Annotated in this window: 14 protein-coding genes; 11 read left to right on the top strand and 3 right to left on the bottom strand. The window is 57.4% G+C overall.

The genetic code is table 11. From position 1 onward, the window contains the following. Positions 1 to 733: 733 nt before the first annotated feature. The 11 genes from CLV58_RS07910 (at position 734) to wecB (ending at position 14385) form a co-directional block, all read left to right on the top strand. Entirely contained in the window at positions 734 to 1003 is a 270-nt protein-coding gene (locus CLV58_RS07910; protein ID WP_106137244.1) for a barstar family protein, read from the top strand. A 58-nt stretch (positions 1004 to 1061) separates the two neighbouring features. Next, the gene (tgt, locus tag CLV58_RS07905; protein ID WP_106137243.1) at positions 1062 to 2192 is read left to right on the top strand and encodes a tRNA guanosine(34) transglycosylase Tgt; all 1131 of its coding nucleotides are present in this window, start codon (positions 1062 to 1064) and stop codon (positions 2190 to 2192) included. Between the two features lie 204 nt (positions 2193 to 2396). Continuing rightward, positions 2397 to 4751, top strand: a complete 2355-nt coding sequence (locus CLV58_RS07900) for an SLBB domain-containing protein (RefSeq protein ID WP_245882263.1) — start codon at positions 2397 to 2399, stop codon at positions 4749 to 4751. A 194-nt stretch (positions 4752 to 4945) separates the two neighbouring features. Beyond that, complete coding sequence (locus CLV58_RS07895) at positions 4946 to 5992, top strand: GNVR domain-containing protein (protein ID WP_106137242.1); 1047 nt, start codon at positions 4946 to 4948, stop codon at positions 5990 to 5992. Next, positions 5992 to 7341 (top strand): nucleotide sugar dehydrogenase, encoded by a 1350-nt coding sequence (locus CLV58_RS07890; protein WP_106137241.1) that lies wholly within the window; start codon positions 5992 to 5994, stop codon positions 7339 to 7341. The genes CLV58_RS07895 and CLV58_RS07890 overlap by 1 nt, the downstream gene beginning before the upstream one ends. Positions 7342 to 7468: 127 nt before the next feature. Beyond that, positions 7469 to 8500, top strand: a complete 1032-nt coding sequence (locus CLV58_RS07885; protein ID WP_106137240.1) for a CgeB family protein — start codon at positions 7469 to 7471, stop codon at positions 8498 to 8500. Then, a complete protein-coding gene (locus CLV58_RS07880) occupies positions 8478 to 9773 on the top strand; it encodes a lipopolysaccharide biosynthesis protein (RefSeq protein WP_106137239.1) in 1296 nt (431 codons plus the stop codon). Before CLV58_RS07885 ends, CLV58_RS07880 begins: the two co-directional genes overlap by 23 nt. Further along, positions 9770 to 11104, top strand: coding sequence for a hypothetical protein (locus CLV58_RS07875; RefSeq protein ID WP_106137238.1), 1335 nt, complete (start codon positions 9770 to 9772; stop codon positions 11102 to 11104). Before CLV58_RS07880 ends, CLV58_RS07875 begins: the two co-directional genes overlap by 4 nt. 5 nt (positions 11105 to 11109) lie before the next feature. Continuing rightward, positions 11110 to 12114 carry a glycosyltransferase family 4 protein gene (locus CLV58_RS07870; protein ID WP_106137237.1) on the top strand — a complete coding sequence of 335 codons (1005 nt, stop codon included), beginning with the start codon at positions 11110 to 11112 and terminating at the stop codon, positions 12112 to 12114. A gap of 13 nt (positions 12115 to 12127) precedes the next feature. Then, positions 12128 to 13243, top strand: coding sequence for a glycosyltransferase family 4 protein (locus CLV58_RS07865; protein ID WP_106137236.1), 1116 nt, complete (start codon positions 12128 to 12130; stop codon positions 13241 to 13243). Positions 13244 to 13284: 41 nt separating this feature from the next. Then, positions 13285 to 14385: a non-hydrolyzing UDP-N-acetylglucosamine 2-epimerase gene (gene wecB / locus CLV58_RS07860; protein ID WP_106137235.1), complete on the top strand. Its 1101-nt coding sequence runs from the start codon at positions 13285 to 13287 to the stop codon at positions 14383 to 14385. Positions 14386 to 14466: 81 nt separating this feature from the next. On the opposite strand, the gene CLV58_RS07855 is transcribed toward wecB, so the two are convergent. The 3 genes from CLV58_RS07855 to scpA form a co-directional block, all read right to left on the bottom strand. Further along, the gene (locus CLV58_RS07855) at positions 14467 to 15198 is read right to left on the bottom strand and encodes a porin family protein (protein WP_245882262.1); all 732 of its coding nucleotides are present in this window, start codon (positions 15196 to 15198) and stop codon (positions 14467 to 14469) included. A gap of 269 nt (positions 15199 to 15467) precedes the next feature. Then, positions 15468 to 16076 (bottom strand): TetR/AcrR family transcriptional regulator, encoded by a 609-nt coding sequence (locus CLV58_RS07850; protein WP_106137234.1) that lies wholly within the window; start codon positions 16074 to 16076, stop codon positions 15468 to 15470. A 224-nt stretch (positions 16077 to 16300) separates the two neighbouring features. Further along, positions 16301 to 18505 (bottom strand): methylmalonyl-CoA mutase, encoded by a 2205-nt coding sequence (gene scpA / locus CLV58_RS07840; RefSeq protein ID WP_106137232.1) that lies wholly within the window; start codon positions 18503 to 18505, stop codon positions 16301 to 16303. Positions 18506 to 18534 lie beyond the last annotated feature (29 nt).

Genomic DNA, 18534 nt, shown 5'->3' with positions numbered 1-18534 from the left:
GAGGCCGAAAGCGTGTCATCTGACTGAATTCACTCATTTTGTTGGGGGTTGTGTCACCAAATTTACTCGTTTTCAAAACCCCTACAAGATTAGCCTGAAGGGCAGGGCTGTTAAGTTCTTAAATTGACGCTGACGGTAGCCAAATTACCTTCGGTCCATCTACCCCCCAGCCCCCTAAAGGGGGTGGAATTTGCAAGCAAACTACTCCCCCTTCAGGGGGGCGGGGGGTAAACAGGCTAGAACTTAACAGCCCTGCCCTGAAGGGGGAGAAGTCACCACAGCAATTGCCGGGTCCTCACCCCCTTCAGAGGTTGTTTGGGGAAGCGTTTTTGTCGTTCCGACGCAGGAGGAATCTTCGGCAAAAGCAAACAAAACCGCCTGTCAACGAAGATCCCTCCTGCGTCGGAATGACAAAAAAGGCGATTTTGTGACCCTAAAATTGCCGAGTCCTCACCCCCTTCAGGGCTAACCTTGTAGGGGTTTTGAGCCTTCAAAACCGAGCACTTCGCAAAGGAGCTTTTTTACCCCTAAATCCCCTGAAGGGCGGTCGGCCGCTGCCGGACTTTTTCTAAGTGCGAGTAAAGTCCCCTTCAGGGGATTTAGGGGTAAAAAAGCCTGTCCATAAAGCCAGTTAAGTACAGGACGTGAAACCCCTACAAGATTAGCCTTCAGGGGGGCGGGGGGTACACGACTAACTCCGTTCTTTCGTTTATGAAAAGAACATACTCCCCCAATGACGCTCGACCTGACCGGTATTCACAGTAAAGCCGCTTTTCACGAACTGGCAAAAATCGAACTGCAGTTTCCGGATTGGTACGGCGTCAGCTGGGACGCGTTCTGGGACTGCGTTATCGCGGTCGTCAGGCAGGACATGCCCGACCGGCTGACCATCACAAACTGGGACACGTTTGCCCAAGCCTGTCCCCGCGATATGCAGATTCTGCGGCAGATCATCGACGATTACAACACCGAAATGGCCCCCAAGCGCATGGAATTAGCCTAGCCCGACCCGAGCGGTGTAGTCGACCCGTTGGCCGGTCTTTTCTGCGTATCTTTGTCCTATGACATTTTCGATTACCGCCCGCGATACGGAGTCGCAGGCACGTACGGGGGTTTTTACGACCGACCACGGCCCCGTACAAACACCGATTTTTATGCCCGTCGGGACGGCCGGCACGGTCAAGGCCGTGCATCAGCGCGAACTGGAAACCGACGTCAACGCCGAGATCATTCTGGGCAATACTTACCACCTCTACCTGCGGCCCGGCCTCGACGTACTGCAACGGGCGGGGGGGCTGCATGCATTCAACGGCTGGCGTCGCCCCATCCTGACCGATTCAGGCGGGTATCAGGTGTATTCGCTGTCGAATACGCGCAAGATCAAAGAGGAGGGCGTAACGTTCAAATCGCACATCGACGGGTCGAAACATACGTTCACACCGGAGGGGGTAATGGACATTCAGCGCGTTATCGGTGCCGACATCATGATGGCGTTCGATGAGTGTACGCCCTACCCCTGCGACTACACCTACGCCCGGCAGTCGATGGAGATGACCCACCGCTGGCTCGACCGCTGTATCGCCCGATTTGATGCAACCGAAGGCGCTTACGGCTACCGGCAGACCTTATTTCCCATCGTACAGGGCAGCACCTATGCCGACCTGCGCCGACAGTCGGCCGAAACGATTGCCAGTAAGGAGCGCGAGGGCAACGCGATCGGTGGGCTGGCCGTGGGTGAACCGGCGGAAGAGATGTACGAAACCATCGAGCTGGTCAACGGCATTCTGCCCGCCGATAAGCCACGCTACCTGATGGGCGTGGGCACACCAGCCAACATTCTGGAAGCCATCGGCCTGGGCGTCGACATGTTCGACTGCGTCATGCCGACGCGTAACGCGCGACACGGCCTGCTCTTCACGACGGCTGGTATCATCAACATCAAAAACGAGAAGTGGAGCCGCGATTTCAGCCCGATCGACGCGGGGCTGGGTGGCTACGCCAGTACGTTCTACACAAAAGCGTACCTGCGCCACCTTTTCAAAGCCGATGAGCTGCTGGGCGGTCAGATTGCGTCGCTGCAAAACCTGACCTTCTACCTGTGGCTGGTCCGGCAGGCCCGCATCCACATCGAAGCGGGCGATTACGTCAGCTGGAAAAACGGCATCGTCGGCCAGTTGATGCAGCGATTGTAGATACATAGACAGGATTACAGGATTAGTAGGATTTATATACTTCTTACGAAACGTTCATGCGTCAGAAAAATCAAATCCTGCCAATCCTGTAATCCTGTCTGAAGCCCTCTATTTTTTCGGCGTACAATTTGTACATACGCTTCACGAAAACGATACGTAGCCGTCACTGGCCCGTGTCGATCAATACAAAGACCGCTTGTTTTCGTGAAGCGAATTACTATCCACCCACCCGTTCCTAGTCATTTTTTACTAATCGTCAGGCTGGTTCTGCTGCTGGTTTGTCTGACGTCGTCTGGCCGGGCGCAAACGGCCGAGAGCCTGACACCCGATCAGATTCGGCAGTTTGTGCAGCAGGCGCAGGCTAGCGGAATGACCGAATCGCAGACGGAGCAACTGGCCCGCAGCCGGGGCTTTACCGACGCCGATATTACCCGCATGCGGCAACGCATTCAGGAAACGGTCGGTACGCCGAATCGGCAGGGTAGCCCATCAGCACCGGCCGTTGTTACGCGGGAGCAGCCGCCGACGCCCACCCCGCCGGTAGCCGCAACCATCCATTCAGGAACCTCTCCATTACCCACCGTTTTTGGGGCATCGCTATTCAGCAACGCCAGTCTTTCGTTTGAACCGAATCTGCGCATCCCGACGCCCCGCAACTACCAGCTTGGCCCTGACGACGAACTGGTCATCGCTATTTTTGGCAACGCGCAGCAGACCTACCGGCCCAGGGTCAGTCCGGAGGGCAGTATCCGGATCGAAAACCTGGCTCCGATCTACGTCAGCGGCCTAACCATTGAGCAGGCCGAACAGCGTATCGTTGGGCGGCTGCGGACCTTGTTCCAGGGGTTGAACAACGGGGGTGGCATCGGAGCACAAGTGACGCTGGGCAGTGTACGCAGCATCAGCGTTACGCTGCTGGGGCAGATCGTCCGGCCGGGCACCTACACGCTCTCGTCGCTGGCCAGCGTATTCAACGCACTGTATGCCGCCGGTGGCCCATCGCCCGACCGGGGTTCGTTCCGAGACGTACGCGTGTACCGGGCCAATCGACTTGTCAAAACACTCGACATCTACGATTTTCTGCTACGGGCCGATCAGTCGGCCAATATCCGGCTGCACGATCAGGACATCATCTTTGTCGACCATTACGATACGCGCGTCGAGTTGACAGGGCAGGTGCGGCAACCGGGACTGTACGAAGCCAGACGGGGCGAAACGCTCCGGCAGTTGCTGACGATGGCCGGTGGATTCACCGATCAGGCCTACACCGCGTCGGTCAGTCTGCTGCGAAATACGGCGACGGGGAAGCAGTTACTGACCATTCCGGCTAATGAAATCGATACGTTCACGCCCAAGGCCGGGGATCAGCTCACGGTGGGCAGTCTGCTGAATCGGGTCGAAAATAAAGTCACGATCAAGGGAGCGGTGTTCCGGCCCGGCGACTTCGCGCTGACGCAAAACCCGACGCTGACCCAGCTAATCCGAACGGCGGAAGGGCTGCGGGAAGATGCGTTTCTGAACCGGGCGACCATCCGCCGACTGCGCGACAACCTCGACCCCGAACTGATCTCGGTCGATCTGGGCAACGTGCTGCGGGGGCAGCGGCCCGACATGCCGTTAAAGCGCGACGACGTAGTCGACATTATCAGCGTCGGGCAGTTACGGCAGACGCGCACGGTATCCATTCTGGGGGCCGTCAACCAGCCCGGCTCGTTTCCCTTTGTCGATAGCCTGACGGTGGCCAACCTGATTGTGCTGGCGGGCGGATTCACGGATGGTGCCATCTCAGCGCGGCTGGAAATCGCCCGGCGCGTCGGGGCCGATACGAGCGGGATTCCTACCGGCCAGAACACGCAGTTGCTTTCGTTCAGCATCGACCGGCACCTGCGGCTCAACCCCGCCGACGCGCAACTCGTGCTGCGTCCGTACGATCAGGTGTTTGTTCGAACCTCCCCCCGGTACGAAGCGCAGAAAGACGTCGTCGCTGTCGGTGAACTGGTCTACCCCGGCTCCTACGCCATCCGCACGAGTACCGACCGTATTGCCGATCTGATCGGCCGGGCAGGCGGCTTAAAGCCAGACGCCGATCTGCTGTCGGCCCGGTTTACGCGCCGGGGCGAGGTAGTATCCGTTGCTATTCAGCGCATCCTGAACAATCCGTCCGACGTGGCCAATTTGCTACTGGAAGACGGCGACACGCTGACGATTCCACGCCGAACCGAACTGGTGCAGGTTCGGGGCGAAGTGCTGAACCCGGCCACGGTCGGATTCGACCCGGCCAAGTCGTTTCGGAAGTACATCAGCGAAGCCGGGGGCTTTACCAGCAAGGCACAGCGCCGTAAGGTGTACGCCATACGGGCCAACGGGAAGATCGTTTCGACGCGCTCGTTTCTGGGACTGCATCGGTATCCAACGCCCGAGCGCGGTATGACCGTCGTGATCCCGACAGAACCACCCAAAGAACAGAATCGACTATCTGCCACCGAACGAGCGGCTCTGCTGACGGTCATCTCATCCGGTGCTGCCGTCGTCCTGTCTGTCATTCGTTTGTTTTTATAACGAGTTAGCGTGTGTGTAGCCTGTGAGACGAGTAGCCTGGACCTCCAGGTCCGGGTGGGCGCGAAGCGACCGAAAAGCTACCGCCTGCATGAATTGCCCTGACGGGCACCCGGACCTAGAGGTCCAGGCTACACAGCTCGCAGGCTACATACTACTCACCAACCGTATACCGAGAACCGTAAACCATACATCGTATGTTAAATTTATCGTCAGACGAGCTGATTCGCACCGTGTGGCGGGGGCGCAGTCGACTGGCGCTGTTTGTGGGCAGCTTTGCCGTGTTGGGCGTCGTCGTGGCGCTGTTGACACCGTCTGAATACGTATCGGAAGCGCGGATCATGCCCGAGATGAACAGCGGATCGGGCGATGTATTTCGGCGGCTGGCATCAGTGGCCGGTTTTAGCGGTATCGATCTGTCGGATGCCGAAGGGCTCGACGCCGTACGACCAGATCTGTACCCGAATGTGTTGCAGAGCACGCCGTTTATTCTGTTTCTACTCGATCAGCCGATTGTCACGTCGACAGGCGGCAAGCTGACCGTTGCCCAACTGCTCGATCCCGACGGCGACAAACCGGGATTTTCACTGCTCAACTGGTTACGCCCCCATCCAAATGCCACAGCCGTCTCGACCCCGGCCGGACCCAACAAACCAGTGCAACTGACGTTCCGACAACAACAGTTGGCCGAGGAGATCGAAAAGCGGGTCGCGGCCCGGCTCGATACCCGCTCAGGCGTCATTTCGATCAGCGCCCGAATGCCCGACGCAAGCGCAGCCGCCACGGTGGCGCAGCAGGCAATGAACTACCTGACGCAGTATGTAACAAGCTACCGAACCGAAAAAGCGCGGCAGGACCTGCACTTTTACAGTCAGCGCCTGAACGAAGCCCGCCGACGCTACCAGACCGCGCAGTACAACGTGTTTCACTACAACGATCAGCACAAATATCTGGTGGTGCAGGCTGCCACGATGGACCGACAACGGATGGAAGCCGAACTGACGATCGCTCAGACGGTCTACACCGAACTGTCGCGACAATACGAACAGGCCCGGCTGAAGGTGCAGGAACGAACGCCGGTATTTAAAGTACTGGAACCAGCAAAAATTCCCCTACTTCGCGTATCGCCCAAGCGCGCCACGCTCGTACTCATCTACGCCCTGGTTGGATTACTGCTCGGCATCGGTTATTTGCTGGCCCGGCAGGCAGATGTAATCAGCAAGCTGCGGGCGATTGTTGCCTAATGTGTAGCCAAGACCGGCCCGCACTGAAAACCGAAAACTGTAAACTGAACCCCGTTTTGCTCGACGCACTCAGACAGAAGAAAAAAACCATTGCCGTCATCGGACTGGGGTATGTTGGTCTCCCACTGGCGCTGGCCTTTGCCCGGCAGTTTCGGGTCATTGGCTACGACATCAGCGCCGAGCGGGTCGCGCTGATGCAGCAGGGTGAAGACCCATCGCGGGAGTTGAGCGCCGATGCGTTCGTCGGTACCGACATTCGCTTCACGGCCAACCCGGATGACCTGCGCCACGCTCACTTCTTCATCATCGCCGTTCCGACCCCCATCGACGATTACAAAGTGCCCGACCTGCGTTTTCTACAACGAGCGTCGGATGAAGTGGGTCGGGCGCTGAAGCCGGGCGATTACGTGATTTACGAATCGACGGTGTATCCGGGCTGTACAGAAGACGACTGCCTGCCCATCTTGGAACAGACGTCGGGGCTACGGCTGGGGCCGGATTTCAAACTCGGCTACTCACCCGAACGCATCAACCCTGGCGATAAAGCCCGTACGCTGGTCGATATTCTCAAGGTCGTTTCAGGGAGCGATGCCGGCGCGGCCAACGTCATCGCTGCGGTGTATGGGCGTATCATCCGGGCGGGTATTTACACGGCACCCAGCATCAAGGTGGCGGAAGCGGCCAAGGTGATCGAGAACACGCAGCGCGATCTGAATATTTCGCTGATGAACGAGCTGGCGATCATTTTCGACCGGATGGGTATCGACACGCACGAGGTTATCCGGGCGGCTTCGACAAAATGGAATTTTCTGCCTTTCACACCGGGGCTGGTCGGAGGGCACTGCATCGGTATCGATCCGTACTACCTTCTCTACAAGGCCCGGCAGCTCGGTTACGATCCGCAGGTTATCCATTCGGGTCGGCGCATCAACGACGCGATGCCAGCTTATGTAGCGACGAAACTGCTGCAAAAGCTCCTGCAACACGGCAAAAATCCCCGGCAGACCAAAGTACTGATTATGGGTCTGACGTTTAAGGAAAACGTGTCGGACATTCGTAATTCCCGCGTCGCCGATCTGGTACAGGAATTGATGAATTATTCGATCAGCGTGCATCTGGTCGATCCGCATGCATCGCCGAACGAGGTGGCCCGTAGCTACCGCATGACGCTGCTCGACACGCCCTCGGCGCAGTACGACGCGGTAATCGTAGCCGTGGGGCACGACGTCTATAAATCACTCGACATCGCTTATTTCCGGTCGCTGATGAACGGCTCGCCCATTCTTCTCGACCTGAAAGGACTGTACACGCTTAACGGCGAAACGGATATCGACTATTGGCGGCTGTAGGAACGGTGTACAGTTTACGGTATTCGGTTTACGACGGCGCGCGATGGTTCATCGATCGGTGACTGGCCCGTGGCGCGGACCGGTCTGGGCTACATTTTAAACTGTAAACCGAATACCGTAAACTGACATGAAAACCGTTATCGTCGGCAGTTGCGCATTTGATTCGCTGGAATACCATCTGGCCGATTCCGTGCGGGCGCTGGGTGGACAGGCGCTCATTATCGACGGAGCGGGTCAGTACACGCTGGCGCGTAAAGCACACTACTGGGCCAGTCGGTTTGTCGAGTCCTACGACCGGGCTATGTGTACGCAACTGGCCCGCCGGGTAGCTACCGAGAGGCCGGATCTGGTGCTGGTCGTGTACCGGCATCTGCACCCGGTTTTTGTGGACGTCGTAAAGCAGTTGCTGCCTGGCGCTACGGTGGCCCAGGTCAACCCCGACGCCCTGTCGAACCTGGAAAAACAGCAGATCATTGCCGCCGACTTCGACCACTATTTCACGAAAGAACCGTACATCGCCGAGTTCCTGCGCGACAAAGCGGGGCTGAATGCACACTACCTGCCCGAAGGCTTTAACCCGCGCCTGCACCGTCGCCCTGACCTCGACAAAGCCGACGCTGAACAGCAAACCAATATCGACGTGCTGCTATACGGAGGCCTGTACGCCTACCGCGCCCGCATGGTCGGGCAGTTGCAGCAGGCGGGTATTCGCGTAACCGTCTTCGGTAGCGAAGGGCCGTATCTGCCCACATCAGTGCGAGCCGCGTTTCTGGGGCGGTACCTGGTAGGCGACGAGAAAAACCGGCTGCTGTATGGTGCCCGGATCGTGTTTAACAATTTCCATTACGCCGAAATCTCGTCAGCCAATCAGAAGTATTTCGAAATCAACGGCATTGGTGCGTTTCAACTCTGCGACTATAAGGCAACGCTCGACGAGTACAGCGGTGTGCCAGCCGAACGGGTCACCTACCGGACGATAACCGAAGCGATCGACATGATCCGGTATTATCTGGCCCGTCCCGCCGAGCGGCACGCACTGGCCGCTAGTCAACACGCCCATTTTCAGCAGCACCACACGTTCGATCAGCGCGTCGGGCAGTTGCTGCGTATAACCGGGCACAGCCTGCCCCCGTCGTATGAAGATCGGCCGGTTCGCTAATCCCCTTTCGGTACCCACCCGGTTCGCCCCCCTGCTGACGCTACTCAGTGGGCAGGGCCTGTCAGCAGGGTTGGGCCTTATCTACGGCAAGCTAACCGCCCTGTACATTTCGCCCGACGTATGGGGTGAATACAGTCTGCTACTGGCGGGAATGACCTTCGTGCACAGTCTACTTGTCACGCCTACGATTCAGTCATTCAAATCGGCACTCGGGCAGTTTTCGCGCACGACGGTCGTCCGGTTCTACGGTCAACTTTTACTGGCACTGTTTACGATTCTGCTGCCGCTGGTCGCGCTGCTGGCGGGTCTCTATTTCCGAAATTCGCTGTTCGGGCTGGTGTGGCTGGCGGCCGTGGGACAGGGTTTCTATCAATTTGGTACCGACTATCGCAACGCGCAGGGGCAGCATCGGTCGTTCGCCCGGTTGCAGATGGGCTACGCGGCTGGTATGCTGGTGTCGTTTGGGGGGCTGGTTATCGGACTGCATCAGTACACGACCACCGGGCTTTGGCAGTCGATGGCGCTGGTCAACGGCTTGTTTGCCCTATTGTCAGTGACTCCCCTGTACAAGCTGATCCGCCATACGCCTTCGCCCCTACCCAACCGACCACAACTTGTCCAGACCTATCGTCGCTATGTGACACCCCTGTTTGGCATGGCCCTGTGTGCGTGGCTGCTCAACTACGCTGACCGCTACCTGATTCGGCTATACCTGACCGATGCCGACGTCGGGCAATACGCGATGGGCTATAGTCTTGGCGCGAAACTTCTGCTACTAAGCACACCGTTGCTGGCCTTCCTGTCGCCCCGAATGCTGGCACTTCGCCGGGATAATCAGCCGGTTTCAATGGTCAATGCGCTGGTGTTCCGCTACCTGCGGCACTACATGCCGGGTACGGGGCTGGCGTGTCTTGCCTTTTTCCTGGGCCGTAACCTGATTGGTACGTTACTGCTGTCGAACCAATACGGGCAGGCGATGGCTATCGCGCCCATCGTCGCTACCGGATACCTGTTTCTGACCAGCATTCACCTGCTCGAACTGAAGTGGTACGCCTTCGGCCAAACGCGCTACGTCCTGTGGCACACGCTGTCTGGCGTGGTCGTGAACCTGGCATTCAATGTGCTACTGATTCCCCGGCTGGGTATCGCCGGCGCGGCATGGGCTACGATGATTGGCTATGCTACCCAGTTCGCCATCGCGTATTGGCTGTTTCGCCGGCCAGAAACGGTACGGATACACCCGGCAACAGCTCTGAGCCACCTCACGCCATGAAGCGTCTATTGACAACGCTGGTTCTTTTCTGGATAGCCTACGACGGCTGGGAGGGCACCATCCTGGAATCCGTTGCCTTTGCCCTGCCCTTGTACCTGTTCTTCACGTTCGTCGATCAAATCAGTCGCCGAATTGCCCTGCTGGCCTGTATCGCCTTTGTTGCGGCACTGGAAATCTTGCTGGTGCCCGCAACGACTTATTGGCTGCTACCGTCGTCAATGCCCATCGAGTCAAACACGTATTTCAGCTATGCCCTACCCGCGTTTAGCCTGTTCTATCTGGGCTTGATGGCCTGGAACCGCACCACGGCCGCACACGTAGATCACCAGAAAGCGATTCAGTCAGCCATCGATGCGCTGGGCGACAACCAACGGGCCGGTGTCATCCTGTTCCTGATCGGGCTGGCAGGCTTCGGCGTCCGCACGGTTATGCCGGGAGCGCCGACGTTTGTCAGCTACATCCCCTCGTACTGTCTGTATATCAGCGTCCTGTACAACTGGTACGCGCGGAGCCCGCTGCGCTGGCCCATCGTCGGGCTGGTCGGGCTCGTACTGGGTGCCTACACCGTTCGCGAAGGTATGTTCGGCGAGCTGTTCTTCTGGCTCATGCTCCTCACGCTGTTTCTGATGGCAGGTCGGACAACCCCGTTATCGGGGAAAGTCAAGGCCGTATTTGTCACGTTCGCTTTTGCTTTGCTGCTGCTGATCCAGTCCCTGAAAGCCGAGTATCGCCACAATACCTGGGGTTATTCGCGACAGGAACGCAGCGGTGATGCCAGTCTGATGGGCGAACTGATTGCCGATCGGTTAAGCGATCCCGCAAAACTGCTGACGCCCATTCACTTTTACCGTTCGTTCACGCGGTTCAACCAGGGATTGATGATTGGTAGTGCCATGGCGAAAGTACCACTCCACGAACCGTATGCCAACGGTGAAGTGCTGCTATCGCTGATGCATCCTTTCGTCCCCCGTTTTCTATGGGCCAACAAACCACAGACGGGTGGCTACGAAAATATTCGGCGCTTTACGTCGCTGCCACAGTCGGAAAACACAAGCATCAATTTATCGCCACTGGGCGAAGGCTACGTTAACTTCGGCTACGGGGGCATACTATTTGCCCTGGGCTACGGCTTGCTGCTCGGCTACGCATTTCAGTTAGTATGTCAAGTCGCCACCACCCGCCCAACAATCATACTATGGCTACCCATGCTCTTCATCGGATGTCTGACGATGGAAACCGACCTGCTCTCAACCTGGGGTAGCCTGCTGAACAACACGCTATTCCTGATGGTCCTTTACTGGTTGCTGGGTCGTTTTTCCGTTCGCTTGTAACCGGCATGCGGATCACTTATCTGTTTCGTAGCCCCGGCACCGGTCACAGCATCGAAACGCTGTTCGCTACGGTTCGACAGGCGGTGGGCGAACAAACGGGCACGGTACCCAACGCTGTTTATTTGCCACGCATCAGCCGGGGGCTGCGTGAAGTCTGGCATAACCTTCGCTTCATCCGGCGGCAGCGGTTCGACGGGGTGATCCACGTAACCGGCGACGTACACTACGCCGTACTGGCACTACCCGCGTCGCGCACTGTATTGACCATTCACGACTGCATTCCGCTCGAACGTTTTCGGCATAGCCCCCTGCGGTACGCCTTCTTCTGGCTATTCTGGTACTACCTCCCCATCCGCCGGGCCAGTGTCGTGACAGCGATTTCGGAGAAAACCCGCCGGGATTTACGGCGCTACCTCGGCCGGATAGCGGATAAAATCGTAATCGTACCAAACGCTGTCAATCCGGCATTCCGACCACAGTCCAAACCTTTTTCGACCGAAAAACCGGTGCTTTTACAGATCGGTACGGCACCGCACAAGAACGTAGCCCGCCTGCTCGACGCGCTGAAGCACATTCCCTGTACACTGCTACTGCTGGGGCCGATCGCACCCGACCTACGCGACAGGCTGAGAGGAAGCGGTATCGACTACGAGTCGTACCAGCATCTCGATTTAGCCGATGTGGTAGCGCTATACGTCCGCGCAGACGTGGTAACGTTCGCGTCAACATATGAAGGCTTCGGCATGCCTATTGCAGAAGCGAATCGCGTTGGCCGGGTGGTGCTGACGTCGGCGATTGCGCCCCTGCGCGACGTAGCCGACGGAGCTGCTCACCTGGTCGACCCAACCGATACGGAGGCCATTCGGCAAGGCATCAGGCAGTTGATCGATGACGACGTATACCGGCAACAGTTAATCGAAGCCGGCTACCGAAACGCCCGTCGATTTGCCCCTGACACGATTGCCAGCCGCTATCGGGAGCAGTACCAACGCCTGATTCCGCACCATTAACCATCTAGTTTGTATGACCATTCTGATGTCGGCCGATTGGTTTTATCCCTGCCACATAGGCGGTCCGAGCAACACGATCTATTGGCAGGCCCGCGCCCTGACCCGCGCGGGTCATTCCGTATTCGTGGTGGCAACAGCACAGGGCCAACAATCATCTACCCCACCCGATCGCTGGCTGACAATGGACTGCGGGCAGGTCATCTACACACGAAATCCGCATTTCTACCTGCCTTTCCGGCACATCTGGTACGGCTGGCGTACCATGCAGAAAGCCGACATCGTCCACCTCAACAGCCTGTTTTACCCGAGTTCGCTGGTACTGGCGGTACTGTCCCTGCTACTGGGGAAGCCGGTCATCTGGTCGCCCCACGGTGAGTTGAGTCCGCCCGCACTGGACTACAGCCCCCGAATCAAGCGGTTGGTGCTGCGTTTGATCTGGGGGCTACGCAAAAAGATACTTTTCCACGCCACCTGCCCGGCCGAAGTCGGGTATATCCGCCAGCAGTTCGGGCCACTGGCGATGGTGAGTGAGGTACGCAACATGATGGACATCCCGATTCCGGTGTCGCGCAAAGCCCGGCCGTACATGCTGTTTATGGGCCGCATCCACCCAATCAAAGCCATCGACAAACTAATTGATGCGCTTGGCCAATCGACCCTGTTTCGGAATAGCGACTACGAACTGATCATTGCCGGCCCCGAATCCGACCCGGTCTATGCACAACAGCTCCGTGAGCAGATTCGGCGGCTTGGTCTGCACCGGAAGATTGTGTTTTCTGGCCTGGTGACGGGTCCGATCAAAGACCAGTTTTATGCCGATGCGCTCGTCACGATTTTACCGTCGAAGTCGGAAAGTTTTGGCAACGTCGTGCTGGAGTCGCTGGTGCAGGGAACACCAGTCATCGCATCGACGGGAACGCCCTGGGAAGTGCTGGAAGCCGAGCAGGCCGGTAGTTGGGTAGCCGGTAACCCCGACGCCCTGCAACAGGCCGTTGAGTACTACCTGACCCTGTCGACCGAGCACTACCAACAGTACCGCACGAAAGCCATAGCCCTGGCCCGGCAGCGGTTCGACATCAACGCCAACGTCGATCAGTGGCAGTTTGTCTACCAGGCAATGGCTGCCTAACCATCGATCGCCGGACTACCGAATTTTACCCAGTTTACTCCGTGAAGCTTATTTCCATCGTCGGAGCCCGGCCCAACTTTGTCAAAGTAGCGGCTCTGCACCGTGCCTTTCGGACGGAACCGGCCTTCGATGCGAAGCTCATTCATACGGGTCAGCAATACGACGCCCGGATGAGCGCTCTCTTTTTTGCGCAACTCGACCTACCCCGCCCTGACTACTACCTCGGCATCGATCGTGGTTCACCCACCCGGCAAACGGCAGACATCCTGCTGCGGCTCGAACCGATTCTGGTGACCGAACGGCCCGACTGGCTCGTGGTCGTAGGTGATGTGACCAGTACACTGGCGAGCGCGCTGGTGGCCGTACGGCTGGGCGTTCGGGTGGCGCATGTCGAAGCCGGCCTTCGCTCCGGCGACCGGCAAATGCCCGAAGAAATTAACCGAATCCTGACGGATCAACTGGCCGATCTGCTATTCGTAACGGAACAATCGGGCGTAGATAACCTCCGGCGTGAGGGCATCGCCGATGAAACAATCAGGCTGGTCGGCAACGTCATGATCGATTCGCTCATTCACTATCGCCCGCAGGCTACGGCGCTCAATACGGTCGGCTCGCTGGGGTTGACGCCGAAGGGCTATCTGTTGCTGACGATGCACCGCCCCGCCAACGTCGATTCGGAAGCCGGGTTACGTACCCTGATCGAACTGGTTACCAAACTCGCGGAACGACAGCCGGTGGTGTTTCCGCTCCATCCGCGCACGCGCACAAACGCAGCCCGGTTTGGCTTATTGGAACGGCTGACAAGGCTGCCCGGCGTGATGGTCCTAAAACCACAAGGTTATCTGGAGTTTCTGAACCTGCTGGAACAGGCAACCCTTGTCCTGACCGACTCGGGTGGTGTACAGGAAGAAACGACCTACCTGAACGTACCCTGCCTGACACTCCGTCCCTCGACCGAGCGCCCTGTAACGATTGCGCTGGGCACTAACCGGCTTCAGCCCGACATGACCATCGACAACGTACTACAGGCGGTTGACTCGTTACTGGCAAACCCACCGGAACGCACGCAGGCCATACCATACTGGGACGGCTATGCAGCCACACGCATTGCTGCTGCCATCAGACGCTATCCGGCCCCTTGACACACCGGCCGATTTTTTCAGCATAAAAAAAGCCGCCGATCTACGTATAGACCGGCGGCTTTGGGTGTAATTCAGTGTCGCCTAGAATTTGAAACCAACGCTGGCGCTCAGAATCCGGCGCGCTGAACCGTTGAAACCGGTACCGCTGATTGCATCGCTGAAGCCGTAGTGGTAAGTCAAATCCAGAAATACCGGACCCGCGTCCAGACCAAGTTGACCCAGGCCGTTGAAAGTACCGCTCTTGATTTCTCCGTTGCTTAGGTTGAACGAGTTACTGTTCGAGTTGATCCGGTTCGCGTATTCAACCCCCAACTGTACCCGAACGGCCGAGATACCCCGGTCCGATTCCGTCAGTTTGTACCCGATGTATACAGGTACCTGAACGTACTGAATATTGATCTGATCCTGGATATTGGCAACACTCTGCCCCGACCCGGCCGTGAAATAGTTTGAACTTGACGCAAAGTATTCAGCACCGATCTGACCAAACAGACGGCCACCGCCCCGGACGAAGAAACCGGCCTGATAACCTAGTCGGCCCGAAATATTCCCGTTCGAGCTGTTGCTTTCACCGGGAAGCTTGGTCGAATTCAGCCCCGCGTAGATGCCGAAAGCAAAGTTTTTGTAATCGGCTTGCGCCCGCTTCGTTTCGGTAGGCGCTACGCCGTTGGTGCCGCCAGCGTCGGTAGTGGTTGTAACGGCAGCTACTTCGGGGGTACTTTCGGCATTCGGTACAGTAACCGATTGAGCCTTTGCAACCTGTAGACCAAGTAGGAAAACGGCAGCGAGTGGGACAGCTAACAGATTTTTCATAACGTGATTGTTTTGGGGAGTTAACTAGGTATTAAACTGATTTTGTGTTTGCGTAACGACCAGTCGTTTGACCGCGACGGTCTACCCGCACCGCTGACCTGTATGACCAGATCGCCGTTGTACGATTGTCCAGCGCGCCGTCACCTGATCACCCAGGCCCTACAGCGGTCTGTTTTTGCAGCTACTGTGGCCGGCCTGGCAAACAAATGATTCAATCAGATTACTTAATCAATTGTTTAATTCTTGGTCAAAAAAGAAAAAATCACTCCTTAAGTGATAAACAAGTAGTTTATAATCATATCGCAGACCAGCTTTTTGTGCTCCAGTGCGAATGCTTCAAACTCCCTGTCAGTCTGTCCCCAGACTTTCATGTGCATACTTTTATTGACGAAGATGAACTGCGTGCTGGCGGATATGATACTCATCAAATGGGCGGCATCAATCGATCGAATAAGGCCAGCCTGATGCGCTTCTTCCAGCTGCTGCTGAAAATGCGGCATAAATTGACCTTCCGCCCCGATAATCGTAGGCACAAACCGATCCGGGTTACGGTGCAATTCGCTCAGTACGAAAATGACCAGCGCCGGGCTTTTCCGAAACATGCTGAAGTCATGGTCGATCAGGGCAATGACCTTGTCTTTGAGGGGAATCGGTTGATCGAGTACGGTCTTGATACCGTCGAAGAAGAGTTGCAACATTTCGTCAAAGACGGAGTCGAACAGCTTCTGCTTGCTGCGGAAGTAATAATTCAGCAGGGCGACGTTCATGCCCGCTTCGCCGGCAATGTCGCGGGTTGTCGTTCCATCGAACCCTTTTTCCAGAAATACTTTGGTTGCCGCCTGCCTGATTTTTTGCTCCGTTGTCAGCGTATTTTCCATGATGAAGCGTCGATCTCAGCGACAAATAAATGCGTTTTTGAGCGGTATACGATGAATTTCGTTCAGCGAACGGTTGGCTACATCGTGCATCATTGACTGGTTCAGTAAGCGAAACCGTGTCATGATTGACTTGTTCGTGAAGCAACGCGTGATCGCAACCAAAATACCGGCCAACGATTGACAGGACACAATCATTGGCCGGTATACAGTAGCGAAACAGGCACTCAGGCTAGCTCGGCCATCAGCTCGTTCAATATCTTCTGAGCCGCCACGGAAATAACCGTACCGGGCCCAAATATGCCTTTAACGCCAGCGTCGTACAAAAACTGGTAGTCGCCGGCCGGGATAACGCCCCCCGCAATCACCATGATGTCGGCTCGGTCGAGCTTCGCCAGCTCATCGATCAGCTGCGGAACCAGCGTTTTGTGGCCAGCCGCCAGACTCGATACGCCGACGATGTGTACATCGTTCTCAGCGGCTTGCCGGGCCACTTCGGCGGGCGTCTGAAACAAAGGGCCCATATCGACATCGAAACCCAGATCGGCAAAACTGGTCGCGATAATCTTGGCCCCCCGGTCGTGCCCATCCTGCCCCATCTTGGCCACCAGAATCCGGGGCCGACGGCCGTCGAGTTCGGCGAATCGATCGCTGAGCTGACGCGCCAGCCGGAAGTTTTCATCGTCCGACACCTCCGCCGAATAAATGCCCGATACAGCCCGGATAGTCGCCCGGTGCCGCCCGAACGCCTGTTCCAGCGCATCCGAAATTTCGCCCAGCGTAGCCCGGCACCGGGCCGCTTCGACCGCCAGCGCCAACAGGTTGTCGGTATGGTCGGACCCCACCCCCGCCCCCTCCCCATTAGGGAGGGGAGAACTACTGAGTGACTTGTCCCCCCTCCCTAATGGGGAGGGGGCGGGGGTGGGGTTAGCCGCCTGCGTCAGGGCCGCCAGCGCCTGCTTAACCCGGCCCGAATCACGTTCAGCCTTCACCCGCGCCAGCCGGCTGAGCTGTGCGTCGCGAACGGCTTTGTTATCAACTTCAAGCAGTTCGATATCGGTCTGCGAATCGGGTTGATAGCGGTTCACACCCACGATCACGTCTTTCCCCGCGTCGATACGAGCCTGTTTGCGGGCAGCCGCTTCTTCGATGCGCAGTTTGGGCAGTCCGGTATCGATGGCTTTGGTCATACCGCCCAGTTGTTCGACTTCCTCGATCAGCACCCACGCTTTTTCAGCCAGTTGCTTCGTCAGGTAGTCGACGTAATACGAGCCGCCCCAGGGGTCGATGGCACGCGTGATGTCGGTTTCCTGCTGCAAATACAGCTGCGTGTTCCGCGCGATACGGGCGGAAAAATCAGTGGGTAGGGCAATGGCTTCGTCAAGCGAGTTTGTGTGTAAACTCTGCGTTCCACCCAGCGCAGCGGCCAATGCTTCGATCGTTGTCCGGGCAACGTTGTTGAATGGGTCCTGTTCGGTCAGGCTGTAGCCGGAGGTTTGGCAATGCGTCCGTAACGCCATCGACTTCGGGTTATTGGGCGCGAACTGCTTCACGATGCGCGCCCATAGCAGCCGCCCGGCCCGCAGCTTGGCAATCTCCATGAAGTGATTCATGCCGATACCCCAGAAAAACGACAGCCGGGGCGCAAACGCATCAATGTTCATCCCCGCCCGCAGCCCCGTTCGAATGTATTCCAGTCCGTCGGCCAGTGTATAAGCCAGCTCGATATGCGCCGGCGCACCCGCTTCGTGCATATGGTACCCGCTGATACTGATCGAGTTGAAGCGGGGCATGTGCCGGCTGGTATAGGCGAAAATATCGCCCACGATCCGCATCGACGGTTCGGGCGGGTAGATGTATGTATTACGCACCATGAACTCCTTCAGAATATCGTTCTGAATCGTTCCCGACAGCTTATCCGGCGCGACGCCCTGTTCTTCAGCCGCGACGATGTAAAACGCCATGATCGGCAGTACCGCCCCATTCATCGTCATCGACACCGACATCTGATCGAGGGGAATCTGATCGAACAGGATTTTCATATCCTCGACCGTGTCGATCGCGACGCCCGCCTTACCGACATCGCCCACGACGCGCGGGTGATCGGAGTCGTAACCCCGGTGGGTAGCCAGATCGAAAGCAACCGACAAGCCTTTTTGTCCGGCAGCCAGATTCCGCCGGTAAAATGCGTTCGATTCTTCCGCCGTCGAAAAGCCCGCATACTGCCGGACGGTCCAGGGTTGCCGCACGTACATACTGGCGTAGGGGCCACGCAGATACGGCGGAATACCAGCCTGATCGCCCGCAAACGGACTCGTGGCTTCAGTATGCGTGGCGATGGTAATTCCTTCCGCCGTCACAAACGGTTTATCGGCGACTGGCGACGGCTGCGCTGACGCAGGCGGAACGGGGTTGATGAAGTCGGGTTTCATAAGTACTTATCGGTCAGGTCGGCAACCGG

The sequence above is a fragment of the Spirosoma oryzae genome (genome assembly GCF_003002825.1).
Classification (GTDB): Bacteria; Bacteroidota; Bacteroidia; order Cytophagales; family Spirosomataceae; genus Spirosoma; species Spirosoma oryzae.
This window is presented reverse-complemented; position numbering and strand designations above follow the sequence as displayed.